The organism is Vagococcus salmoninarum (assembly GCF_003987495.1).
Lineage (GTDB): Bacteria > Bacillota > Bacilli > Lactobacillales > Vagococcaceae > Vagococcus_D > Vagococcus_D salmoninarum.
The window spans coordinates 63,130-75,738 of record NZ_NGJU01000019.1; the positions used below are offsets into that span (position 1 = coordinate 63,130).

General features: G+C 38.0%; 10 protein-coding genes, 2 pseudogenes and 1 other annotated feature. Of the genes and pseudogenes, 6 read left to right on the plus strand and 6 right to left on the minus strand.

The genetic code is table 11. The features are described 5' to 3' along the window. Positions 1-2: 2 nt before the first annotated feature. From CBF35_RS11865 to guaB, 6 genes are all read left to right on the plus strand, one after another. Complete coding sequence (locus CBF35_RS11865) at positions 3-770, plus strand: ParA family protein (RefSeq protein WP_126781460.1); 768 nt, start codon at positions 3-5, stop codon at positions 768-770. Then, the gene (locus CBF35_RS11870) at positions 757-1,653 is read left to right on the plus strand and encodes a ParB/RepB/Spo0J family partition protein (RefSeq protein WP_126781462.1); all 897 of its coding nucleotides are present in this window, start codon (positions 757-759) and stop codon (positions 1,651-1,653) included. The genes CBF35_RS11865 and CBF35_RS11870 overlap by 14 nt, the downstream gene beginning before the upstream one ends. Positions 1,654-1,673: 20 nt before the next feature. Continuing rightward, complete coding sequence (locus CBF35_RS11875) at positions 1,674-1,862, plus strand: DUF951 domain-containing protein (RefSeq protein ID WP_126781464.1); 189 nt, start codon at positions 1,674-1,676, stop codon at positions 1,860-1,862. A gap of 52 nt (positions 1,863-1,914) precedes the next feature. After that, a complete protein-coding gene (gene ychF, locus CBF35_RS11880) occupies positions 1,915-3,015 on the plus strand; it encodes a redox-regulated ATPase YchF (RefSeq protein WP_126781465.1) in 1,101 nt (366 codons plus the stop codon). A gap of 68 nt (positions 3,016-3,083) precedes the next feature. Continuing rightward, entirely contained in the window at positions 3,084-3,776 is a 693-nt protein-coding gene (locus tag CBF35_RS11885) for a DUF1129 domain-containing protein (RefSeq protein ID WP_126781467.1), read from the plus strand. Between the two features lie 172 nt (positions 3,777-3,948). Further along, positions 3,949-5,433, plus strand: coding sequence for an IMP dehydrogenase (guaB, locus tag CBF35_RS11890; RefSeq protein ID WP_126781469.1), 1,485 nt, complete (start codon positions 3,949-3,951; stop codon positions 5,431-5,433). A 52-nt stretch (positions 5,434-5,485) separates the two neighbouring features. Here the strand turns inward: guaB and CBF35_RS11895 are convergent, their stop codons facing one another. From CBF35_RS11895 to croR, 6 genes and pseudogenes are all read right to left on the minus strand, one after another. Continuing rightward, a complete protein-coding gene (locus CBF35_RS11895; RefSeq protein ID WP_170174795.1) occupies positions 5,486-6,880 on the minus strand; it encodes a polysaccharide deacetylase family protein in 1,395 nt (464 codons plus the stop codon). Between the two features lie 139 nt (positions 6,881-7,019). Beyond that, positions 7,020-8,297 (minus strand): serine--tRNA ligase, encoded by a 1,278-nt coding sequence (gene serS, locus CBF35_RS11900; protein ID WP_126781473.1) that lies wholly within the window; start codon positions 8,295-8,297, stop codon positions 7,020-7,022. 56 nt (positions 8,298-8,353) lie between these two features. Next, positions 8,354-8,561 (minus strand) — a binding site (T-box leader). A gap of 62 nt (positions 8,562-8,623) precedes the next feature. Then, positions 8,624-9,946 carry a serine hydrolase gene (locus CBF35_RS11905; protein ID WP_126781474.1) on the minus strand — a complete coding sequence of 441 codons (1,323 nt, stop codon included), beginning with the start codon at positions 9,944-9,946 and terminating at the stop codon, positions 8,624-8,626. Between the two features lie 84 nt (positions 9,947-10,030). Further along, a pseudogene (locus CBF35_RS11910) lies at positions 10,031-10,924 on the minus strand (sensor histidine kinase); the annotation flags it as partial. A gap of 143 nt (positions 10,925-11,067) precedes the next feature. Then, positions 11,068-11,200, minus strand: a pseudogene (locus CBF35_RS15160) (sensor histidine kinase); the annotation flags it as partial. Then, positions 11,190-11,879 carry a response regulator transcription factor CroR gene (gene croR / locus CBF35_RS11915; protein ID WP_126781476.1) on the minus strand — a complete coding sequence of 230 codons (690 nt, stop codon included), beginning with the start codon at positions 11,877-11,879 and terminating at the stop codon, positions 11,190-11,192. The gene croR and the pseudogene CBF35_RS15160, both read right to left, overlap by 11 nt. Between the last annotated feature and the right edge of the window lie 730 nt (positions 11,880-12,609).

Here is a 12,609-nt window from a genome sequence, read left to right on the forward strand (position 1 = left end):
GCATGGCACGGATTATTTCGGTGGCTAATCAAAAAGGTGGCGTTGGCAAAACCACAACAACAGTAAATTTAGGTGCTTCCCTTGCGTTCTACGGCAGAAAAGTCCTTTTAATAGATATTGATGCTCAAGGAAATGCAACAAGTGGTATTGGCATAAAAAAATCTGATGTCGATAAAGATATTTACGATGTCTTAGTGAATGAACATCCAATGGCTGATGTGATTCATCATACAACGAGAGACCAACTAGATATCGTACCAGCGACGATTCAATTAGCTGGGGCAGAAATCGAGTTAACACCGATGATGGCCCGAGAATCACGGTTAAAATTAGCAATCAAAGAAGTTGAAGATTTGTATGATTATATCTTAATTGATTGTCCCCCGTCACTTGGTCACCTAACAATTAATGCCTTCACCGCAAGTGATTCGATTTTGATTCCTGTCCAGTGTGAGTATTATGCCTTAGAAGGGTTAAGTCAGTTACTAAATACCGTTCGTCTCGTCCAAAAACATTTCAATCCTGAACTCCGGATTGAAGGGGTCTTATTAACGATGTATGACGCCCGTACGAACCTTGGTTCAGAAGTTGTGGAAGAAGTGCGCAAATACTTCAGAGAACGGGTATACGATACAATTATTCCGAGAAATGTCCGACTGTCAGAGGCACCAAGTCATGGGTTGTCGATTATCGATTATGATCCACGATCAAGAGGGGCCGAAGTTTACCAAGCATTAGCAAAGGAAGTGTTAGCACATGAGCAAAAATAGTAAAGGTTTAGGCCGTGGCATTGATGCGTTGTTTCAAGATTTTGCTAGTTTAGAAGAAGTGGATGTCCAAAAGGAAGTCATTGTTGAGTTAAATTTAACTGAATTACGTCCGAATCCTTATCAACCCCGTAAAACCTTTGATCAAGATGCTCTGCAAGAGTTAGCCCAATCAATTAAACAATCAGGGGTTTTCCAACCAATCATTGTGCGTCAGTCTGATGTTAAAGGCTATGAAATTATTGCTGGTGAACGTCGTTTTAGAGCGTCAAAAATTGCTGGTAAAGAAACCATTCCCGCAATTGTCAGAGAGTTCGATGAAGCAGCGATGATGCAAATTGCGGTCTTAGAGAACTTACAACGGGAAGATTTAAGTCCTTTAGAAGAAGCGGAAGCTTACGACATGTTAATGAAGAATTTAAAATTAACCCAAGTGGAGCTGTCAGAGCGACTAGGTAAGAGCCGGCCCTATATAGCTAATCACTTACGGTTATTAACGTTGCCTGAGACTGTTAAAGAGTTACTGCAACAAGAAGAGTTATCAATGGGGCAAGCCCGGACGTTACTTGGCTTGAAAAACCGTGAATTGATCATGGAAGTTGCTGAGCGAGCAATGAAAGAAAACTTAACAGTTCGTCAATTAGAACAGTTAGTAATTGAGTTAAATGACGAAAAAGAACCAGAACTTAAAAAGAAAAAAACTAAAGAGCAACTACCAAAACCTTACTATATTCGTGAAAGTGAAGATCGCTTAATGGATAAATTTGGTACCTCAGTCTTGATTCAAGAAAAAGAAGGCAAAGGTAAAATCGAAATTGAATACCTTTCAGCTGATGATTTAACCCGGATTTTAGATATTTTAGAAATCAGTTTTGATGAAGCTTAAAGATAAGTGAGGGACGAGAGATGTATGATCTAGGTGATGTTGTCGAAATGAAAAAGCCCCATGCTTGCCAAGCAAATGCTTGGGAAATTATTCGTATGGGAATGGACATAAAAATTAGATGTACAAATTGTCAGCATATCGTGATGTTGAGTCGTCGTGATTTTGATAAAAAGATGAAAAAAATTCTTGAGAAGAAGCAAGAAGGCTAGACCTTTGGCAAATGACAAGAAACTATTAAAAACGAAAGAGTGAATGTAAACTATGGCATTAACAGCAGGCATCGTTGGTTTACCAAACGTTGGTAAATCAACTTTATTCAATGCAATAACGAAAGCAGGAGCAGAGGCAGCTAACTACCCCTTTGCAACAATCGATCCAAACGTTGGGATGGTTGAAGTACCAGACGAGCGTTTACAAAAATTAACTGAATTAGTCCAACCGAAAAAAACAGTTCCAACAACTTTTGAATTTACCGACATTGCCGGAATCGTTAAAGGGGCCAGTCAAGGGGAAGGCTTAGGAAATAAATTTTTAAGTCACATTCGCCAAGTTGACGCGATTTGTCACGTTGTCCGTTGTTTTGATGACGAAAACATTACCCACGTTGAAGGTCGAGTGGATCCCTTAGCAGATATTGATACGATTAACTTAGAATTAGTCTTAGCCGACTTAGAATCTGTCGATAAACGTCATACTCGAATTTCGAAAATCGCTCGCACAAAAGACAAAGAAGCCGTAGCTGAACTAGCCATTCTTGATAAAATCAAACCGGTTTTAGAAGAAGGAAAATCAGCTAGAACGATTGAATTTACAGAAGACGAACAAGAATACGTTAAAAATCTATTTTTATTAACAACAAAACCGGTTTTATATGTGGCTAACGTCTCTGAAGAAGAAGTTTCAGATGCTGAAAGCAATAACTACGTAAAATTAGTTCGTGAATTTGCAGCTGGCGAAAACGCTGAAGTGATTGTGATTTGTGCTCGTGCTGAAGAGGAAATTGCTGAACTAGACGATGAAGATAAAGACGATTTCTTAGAAGCTTTAGGCATTGAAGAGTCTGGTTTAGACCAATTAATTAAAGCAGCCTATGATTTACTAGGTTTTGCAACGTACTTTACAGCCGGAGTTCAAGAAGTTCGTGCTTGGACTTTCGTTAAAGGCATGAAAGCTCCTCAGTGTGCAGGAATTATCCATACAGACTTTGAACGAGGCTTTATCCGGGCTGAAACAGTCTCTTATGAAGACTTGAAAGAGCATGGCAGTATGAATGCTGCTAAAGAAGCGGGACGTGTCCGTCTTGAAGGAAAAGAGTACATCGTTGAAGATGGGGATGTTATGTTATTTAGATTTAATGTATAATATTCGTTGTAACCTAGATCGTATTGTTTAACTCCCTGATAGGGCTAAACAAGTAGGAGGGAAAGTTTTTGGAAGAATTAGCATTAAGAGAAATGGTTGCACAAAACCGTGAATTAGAAGCTCAATTAACAAAACGTAACGAACAATATATTTTTGATTTAAAAAAATCATTAGTGGCTGGTAACTTATCAGATGAGTTACAAGCAATTGCCTTGAGCAGTATTTTAGCCGAGTTAGTTGCTGGTCAAAAAACCGGAAAAACTGCCCGCCAACTATTTGGGACAGTCACTGAGCGGACGGATATTATTTTAAACGCACCGACGCCAGCTAAAGAAAGTAACTGGAAACAAATGTGGTTAGCTAATACTTTAATGATTTTTGGTTTCTTGTCACTGTTATCAGGTGCCCTACCTTTATTAAGTAAAGCCAACGCGACTGGTCAGCAACAAGGAATCTTAACGATTATTATTGCTTCAATTACTGGTGGCTATGCTTTTTATGTTGCTTATAAAAAGATTTATATTTATGACCGACCAGGCGCTGATCAAAGTCAACGTCCAGGTACGTTAAAATCGATGGGAATGATGGTCGGAATTATGTTAGTTTGGATGGTCTTCTTTATGGGGTCAGCCTTAATTACACCGACGATTAATGTCACCTTAGAACCTTTTGTTTATTTAGTTCTAGCAGGAATCGGGTTTGCAACACAGTATGTCTTGAAGAAAAAATTCAATATTCGAGGCAGCTTAGCCTCCCGTTAAAAGGGAGCTAATAACAACCTAATGAGAGATTAAGAATGATTCTTAGTCTCTTTTTGCTATAACCTTAGAGAACAATGATAAAAAGTTAGTAAATCAGTCTTTACCATTGACTAATAGTGATTTATTTGATAAGTTTGTAAGTAAAATTAAAGCAGAGGAGTGGTTTGTTACAATGTCTAACTGGGAAACTAAATTCGCGAAAAAAGGGTTAACATTTGATGATGTGTTGCTAATTCCAGCAGAAAGTCATGTCCTACCAAATGACGTCGATATGAAGATTAAATTAGCTAAAAATATTACTTTAAATATTCCATTTATGAGTGCGAGCATGGATACGGTAACTGATAGTAAAATGGCAATCGCAATGGCTCGTCAAGGTGGTCTAGGAGTCATTCATAAAAACATGAGTATCGCTCAACAAGCTGATGAAGTTCGGAAAGTAAAACGATCAGAAAGTGGCGTCATTATTGATCCCTTTTTCTTAACACCAAATCATTTAGTTGCTGAAGCTGAAGCCTTGATGTCAAAATACCGAATTAGTGGTGTACCAGTTGTTGAAACTATGGAAAACCGTAAGTTAGTCGGGATTTTAACGAACCGTGATTTACGTTTTATTACTGATTACCAACAAAAAATTGAACAAGTAATGACGAAAGAGGATTTAGTCACAGCACCTGTCGGCACTAAATTAAAAGATGCTGAAAAAATTCTCCAAAAACATAAAATCGAAAAACTACCAATCGTAGATGCTGATAATCATCTTAGTGGTTTAATTACAATCAAAGACATTGAAAAAGTCATTGAATTTCCAAATGCTGCTAAAGATGAGCATGGTCGCTTACTAGCTGCTGCCGCTGTCGGTGTGACAACTGATACGTTTGAGCGGGCACAAGCCTTACTTGATGCAGGGGCGGATGCAATTATTATTGATACAGCCCACGGTCATAGTGCAGGGGTTATTCGTAAAATTAAAGAAATTCGTGACACTTTCCCTGAAGCAACTTTAATTGCGGGAAATGTTGCCACAGCAGCTGGCACGCGGGCGTTATATGATGTTGGTGTTGACGTAGTTAAAGTGGGAATCGGACCTGGTTCTATCTGTACGACTCGGGTAGTAGCTGGTGTCGGTGTGCCTCAATTGACGGCGATCTATGATGCAGCAGAAGTTGCCCGTGAATACGGCAAATCAATTATTGCTGATGGCGGTATTAAATACTCTGGCGACATCGTTAAAGCTTTAGCAGCTGGTGGACATGCAGTCATGTTAGGTAGTATGTTAGCTGGAACAGACGAATCACCTGGTGAATTTGAAATTTATCAAGGCCGTCGTTTTAAAACATACCGTGGCATGGGTTCATTAGGTGCCATGGAAAAAGGGTCAAGTGACCGTTACTTCCAAGGTAGTACGAATGAAGCAAATAAACTAGTCCCTGAAGGAATCGAAGGCCGTGTGGCTTATAAAGGCAGTGTCTCTGATATCATGTTCCAACTAATTGGTGGCTTAAAAGCTGGCATGGGTTATGTTGGCGCAGCTGACTTAGCTTTCTTACGTGACGAAGCGCAATTTGTGCAAATGAGTGGTGCTGGTTTACGAGAATCACATCCTCACGATGTCCACATTACGAAAGAAGCACCAAATTACTCTGTCGAATCATAAACTAAAAAGACTGACTCATCGGGATGATTGTCATCCTAGATGGGTCAGTCTTTTATTTTTTCGGATTAATAGGTCGTTGATCGTTAGCGGCGTAGTGAACAGTTAAAGGTTTTGCAGGATTTTGCAGTAATTCTGAAATAGTTACAAATTCATAACCGTCTTTTTTTAAGTCGGTAATAACTTTATCCATTGAATCAATCGTTTCTTGATGGATGTCGTGAGTTAAAATAATACTATTTGCTTCAGTTGTTTTAATTATTTCTTCGACAATTTTCTTTTCGTCTTTTGATTTCCAGTCTAAAGAATCAACCGACCAGTTAATAATTGGTAAGCCGATGGAAATAGCTGTCTCGTAATTAAAACTGCCGTAAGGGGGGCGGACATATTTAGGTAAAACCCCACTGGCTTGATAAATCGCCGACTGAGTTTGGTTAATTTGTTGCCGGACTTCTTCCCGGTTAAGGGTTGTTAAGTCTGGGTGGTTATAAGAATGATTTGCTAATTCATGACCTTCTTGGCTAATTTGTTTCACAATATTAGGAAATTTCTCAACTTGTTGCCCAAGCATAAAGAAGGTAGCTGGGACTTGATGTTTTTTAAGAAGTGTTAGTAACTCAGGTGTCGTCTTTTCCCCAGGTCCATCATCAAAAGTTAAGGCAATCTGTTTATTTTTAGCAACAAAGAGCGGTTCTTCTGAAGTGGTGACAAATTCTTCGGCAATTAAGTCAGGATTTACATATTGACTGTAATCAAGATAGTTTAAAGGGTAGTCAGGTTGGTTTGGTAAATGGACAAGAACATGGTCCTCGTAAAAAGTAAAATTCGTTTCTGTCGCTAAAAATTGTGGAAAGTTGAGAATTTTATTGATGGCCTCTGGTGACTGGTCAGAATTCGCTAAATGTTCTTCTTGGATGTGGCGGTTAATCATTAATAAATGCTGTTGACTAGTGAAAACATCTCCTAAAGTCAGTTTTTTATTAGTTAATTTATTAATTAGGACTTTGTTAGGTAAAGTTTTAGTTGTTTCTTGCCAAGTCTCTTTTCGTGGCACCCACTGGTAAACTTTCTGAGTATAAACGTAAGTAGAAAGACTGTCCTTAAGAGGTTGTTCTTGAGTGTCAAGAACGATTTTAGTGACGACCTCCTGACTCGTTTCTTTTTCAAGCTCAGCTGCAATTTTTTCCAAATCAGCTTTGATCTCAAGATAGGGCTCTTTTTGCGAGTTTTCCGGAAGGTAAATAAAAATTTCAGTTTGGTGTTTTTTAGTTTTTATTAATTGGTTGTTTTTTGGAGAAGATTGATTTTCAATCGTACTGATAATGTTTTTTTCAGCAGTTTCAAAGATTTCGATTTTAAGTTTTTGTTGGTTTTTAATGAAATAAAAACCATATATAAGTAAAGCTAAGCAGCCTAAGCTACCTAAGATGATTTTTCCTTGTTTAGTCATAGTTACGACGTCCTTTAATGGCATTTGATACTTTCTATTGTAATATGTTTGTTACCTTATTGCAATAAAAGGCACCTGAATGTAAACAAAAAAACCCTTCTTAATAAAATATTAAGAAGAGCTGTTAATTGTTATCTAATTAAGAGTTAGTAATTGTTTTTATACCACCCATATAAGGAACTAACACATCAGGAATCGTGACACTACCGTCAGCATTTTGATAATTTTCAAGAATGGCAGCTACGGTTCGGCCAACAGCTAAACCTGAGCCATTTAAAGTATGAGCGAATTCAAGTTTACCTTCAGCATTACGGTAACGAATTTTAGCCCGACGCGCTTGGAAGTCTTCACAGTTAGAGCATGAACTAATCTCGCGGTAAACATCTTGAGCAGGAATCCAAACTTCTAAATCGAAGGTTTTGGCAGCGCTGAAGCCCATATCGCCAGTACATAGACTTAAGACGCGGTAAGGCAAGTTTAATTTTTGTAAAATGGCTTCAGCATTAGCGGTCATTTTATCTAATTCTGCATATGACTCTTCGGCCTTACTTAGTTTAACCATTTCAACTTTATTAAATTGGTGTAGACGAATTAAACCACGAGTGTCGCGACCGGCGCTACCAGCTTCAGATCTAAAAGAAGGGCTTAAAGCGGTAAAGTAGATTGGTAAGTCTTCGCCTTTTAATATTTCATCCCGGTAATAGTTAGTTAAAGGGACTTCGGCTGTGGGAATTAGGGTTAAGTCAGAGTCAGCTAATTGGAAAACGTCTTCTTTAAACTTAGGAAATTGACCAGTTCCATACATTGAAGCGCTATTAACGATGTAAGGTGTCATCATTTCTTGATAGCCATGTTCCATTGTGTGAGTGTCTAACATAAAGTTGTAAATCGCCCGTTCAAGGCGAGCTCCTAAACCTTTGTAAAAGACGAAGCGACTACCTGAAACTTTAGCACCACGTTCAAAATCTAAAATCCCTAAATCATCAGCAACGTCCCAATGAGCTTTAGCTTCAAAGTCGAAGCTCTTAGGTGTTCCCCATTGACGAACTTCAACGTTATCTTCTTCATCGGCCCCAACTGGTACAGATTCATGAGGGATATTAGGTAAGCGATCAGCGATATAAGTAATATCTGTGTCAATTTGGCTAATTTCCCCATCTAAAGCTTTAATCAGACTGCCGACTTCTTTCATTTCAGTGATTTTTGTTTGAGCGTCTTCTTTGTTGCGTTTTAATTGTGAAATTTCTTCAGAAACCGTGTTTCTTAATTTTTTCTTTTCCTCCACTTGGACTAGCAATTGCCGACGACGTTCATCTAAAGTGATAAACTGTTCCAGTGTCTCACTGTCTACGCCACGATTGGCAAGTTTTTCTTTGACGGTATTGATGTTTTGACGAATCATTTTAATGTCTAACATTTTTTCTTCCTCCTCTATAATATAAAAAAGCCTTCTCATCCTAAAGAGCCATAGCTCCTTGGGACGAAAAGGCGTAAAATTCGCGGTACCACCCAAATTCAACATAAATGTTGCACTTGATTAAAGGCTGTTAACGGTAGCCACCGAAATGAATTATCTCTCCATTTACTTTACTGGGATGGATTCTGATAAAAACTTTATTGGCTTGCACTATCCGCCAACTCTCTGAAAAAGTGAATTATCCTACTATTTCCCAAACGTTTACTATTAATATTTCATTTAGCATACCTAAAATTCGTGAAAATGTCAACAATTGCCTTTAATTATTAACTGAATAATTGGTTAAAAAAAGCTTTAATGGCGCGACCAGAAGTTACGAATAAGTTGGCTTTTTCAATCTCTTCATTAGCGAGAACACCGACTTGATATGTATCAGTTGCATCAGTTAGATAACCTAGTTGGTCAGTTAATGTTAAATTTAAGGTCGCTAAAGTTTCGCTCTCATGGACAGGTGCTTTGACATGTTGATTTTTATCAAGTCTTTTAGCAGTTGGGGCAAGGGTTGTTTTAATGTCTTTTAAAGCTAAGTTGTTAGGCAGCCAAGTGTTAATGGTTTGGTCGCTAACGACGGTTACGGTTTCTTTTTTACCCCTCCTAACGTCGAGCTTTGGCAGGCTTTCGATTTCTTTGCCCATTTCAGTTAAAGAGCCATAAGTCCAGTTATCAAAGACGTAGTTCATTAACCAAGCAGTATCAACAAAGCGATTACCTTGGTCTTCATCAAAAGGATCGGAATGCATGACAACGGAAATTAAACGTTGGTCATCTTTTAAGATCGTACCAGCAAAAGCAGTTCCAGCTAACTCGGTTGTGCCGGTTTTGAGACCGTCAACCCCTTCTAAGTAAAAAGCATAGCCTGGTAACATTAAATTAGAACTGTAAAGCTCAACTTCTTCGTCAGTTCCAGGGGAAAAGGTGACAGAAGGCTGACTTGTTAAGTCTAAAATTTCTGGAAAGTCATTAATCAAGTGACGAGCGACAATCGCCATGCTTTTGGCAGACATTAAATTCTCTTCTTTTGCGCCAGAACCAGGGTAGGTCCGGCCACGGGCATCTTCGTTATTGATGCCAGAAGTTGAGATTAGGTAGGCATCATTAATGCCCCAGCTTGTAACTTTTGCTCGCATCAAATCAACAAAGTCAGCTTCAGAACCGCCAGCAACGGTTTCGGCTAAAGCTGTAATTGCTGCATTAGCTGAGATTAACGTACTAGCGTTAAAAAGGTCTCTAACAGAGTAAGTGCGACCTTCGATAAACATAATGTTTGAAAGGCTTAAATCGTGACTGATTTTAAGTAAATGATCACTAATCTCGATTTGATCTTCCCAAGCAATTGTCCCTTCGGAAATGACTTCTAAAATCAGATACAAAGTAAGGACTTTAGTCATTGAGGCAATTGGTAGTGGTTGCTCAGAGTTTTTCTCATAAAAAATTTTCCCAGACTCCCCATCGATGATAATCGCAGCTTGGGCGGAAAGATCATCAGTGTCAGCAGCTTCGACAGCAACGCTGAATAAGCTCGTAGAGAAGATTAAAGTACATGTGGCTAAAGTGACAATTAGCTGAGTGAAAGGGTGTTTAGTGTTCATAGTTGTCTCCTTACATAATAAAAAACTAGATAATCAATTCTAACGAATTATCTAGCTTATAGCAATTTATTCAGATTAAAATAATCAACTTCTTTTCAAAGGCAGGTGGATCACAAAGGCAGTCCATTTGTCATCAGATTTAGCGTAGATGTAACCGCCGTGTAAAACAACGATGCTTTGAGCAATCGCTAACCCTAGACCGGTTCCGCCAGTTTCTTGGCTACGGGACTCTTCCACACGGTAAAAGCGATCGAAAAGCTGGTTCAGGGAAGCTTCCGGAATTTTCGGACCATCATTTTTGACAGTAATAATCGCTTCGCTGCCGACTTTTTCAACAGCTAAGATGATTTTCTTGCCTTGTTTGCCGTATTTTAAAGCGTTGGTAATCAAGTTATTAAATAAACGAACCAGTTTTTCAGTGTCCCCTTCCATATAAAAAGGCGAAGGTGTCGATTTAACATTTAAAGTCACACCTTTTTTAGAGGCGTCTAACTCAAAATCTACCGCCAATTGCTCTAGTAACTGAGCCATGTCAAATTGAATTAAATTTAGGGGGGTGCTAGGTTGGCGAACTTTAGTATATTCAAAAAGTTCATCGACTAATAACTTCATTTGTTTGGCCTTAGAGTAAGCAGTATGAGTATATTTCAATAAGTCTTCTTGATTACGATATTGTTGGTCTTCGATTAAGCCTAAATAGCCAATAATCGACGTTAAAGGGGTCCGAATGTCATGACTAATATTTGTAATTAATTCGTCCTTTGATTTTTCAATCTTACGTTCTTCTTCAATCGCTTCAACAGTGCTATCAACTAAACCGTTAATACTATCAACTACTCGGCCAAGATCACCTGCTAAGTCGAAAGGAATCCGGTGGCCGTAATTGCCATTAGCGATATAATGAAGTTCACTAATAATATGGCGAAGTTGCATTTGGCGGTAGCGTCGAATTAAACGCCAATACAACACGATTAAATCACAAATGATAAAAATGATTAAAGCCCCATTGCGAAATGAATAAAAAGCAGTGCTAAAGAATGTTTTTACTAAGACACTCTTAATACCGAAAATTAAATTTTCCATAGTTGTGTTGTCTTCGATTAATAAGCGAGCCACTGATAAGATGGCAATGTTAAGTAAAACTAGTAAGATAATAGTAGCGATTCCTTCTATAATAAGTTCGCTTTTTTCTTTAGACGTTAATTTTATCCGGGAAGTCCGTGGCAACGATTGTTTCTTTTTATTAGTTATCATCAATTTTATAGCCAACTCCCCAGACGGTTTGAATGACTTTTTCGCCCCCGGTAGCTTCCTCAATTTTATCTCTTAAGTGACTGACGTGAACCATGACGGTTTTCGCTGAAATTAAACTTTCTTGTTGCCAGACCCGTTCGAAGATTTCATCGGCACTAAAGACACGACTAGGATGACTAGCTAAAAGATGTAAGATTCCAAACTCAAGAGCAGTCAATTGTATTTCGATGCCTTCGTCGGTTTTAACTTCATGGGAATCTTTCTTAATAACAAGGGGACCGATTTCTAAAACATCAGGTTCTTGGCTAGTAATTTGTAATTTTGTACGACGGAGTAAAGATTTTACCCGAGCCATTACTTCAAGGGGGTTAAAAGGTTTAGTCACATAATCGTCAGCGCCAGCGATTAATCCTTGAATTTTATCCATGTCAGTTGTTTTGGCAGTCAACATAATAATTGGGATTTGTGATTCTTTTCTTAGCTCTTTAACGACTTGCATGCCGTCCATCACTGGCATCATAATATCAAGAATCATTAAATCGATATCGGGAATAGTTAAAATCTTTGAGACAGCTTCCTTGCCGTCATAGGCTTTAATTACTTCGTATCCTTCATTATGAATATAAATACTTAGTAGTTCAACAATCTCTTTGTCATCATCAACGACTAAAATTTTCATCTTAGTTACCTCCATATAGTTAGTTCTTAATTTTAATTTAATTGTAGCAAAGAATTACTAGAAGCCCAAAGGAATCGCAAGAAGTTAACTTAAATTTATCATTTGAGCTATTAAAGGCGAAATAAAGCAGCTATCTACTATATAATGGACTTAAAATTCAACTGAAAAAAGAACGGGGGGATTGAGAGTGGCGATCGCCGTTAAAATCGATTAACTAAGGTTTAAAAATAAGTTTTTAAAAAAACGAAAAAAAGATTGCATTTTAACGCTAGTCTTGGTATATTATTACTTGTCGCTGAGATAACTTCTTGAGACAACAAATGAATAAAAACTTTTAAAACTTGTTGTTGACAAGTGAGTCGAAGCTGTGTTATTCTAATAAAGTTGTCGCTGACAAAGAAATCAATCATAAGCGAGTAACAAAAAACATAAAAATAATTGTTGACAAGTTCAACGATTAAGGTTATGATATATAAGTTGCTAAAACAACATTTCAAGTTGGCGAAGAGCCAATATGTAGACCTTTGAAAACTGAACAAAGTAAGACGAACCAAATGTGTAATAGTTCTTCTTTAGTAGAAGAACACACAAAAGATTTTACAATTTTTTATGAAAAATTGATATAGTGAAGTAATTCGCTAGCAAACAAAATGAGCGAGACCTTCGGGTCTTATCAAAACTTTTATTGAGAGTTTGATCCTGGCTCAGGACGAACGCTGGCGGCGTGCCT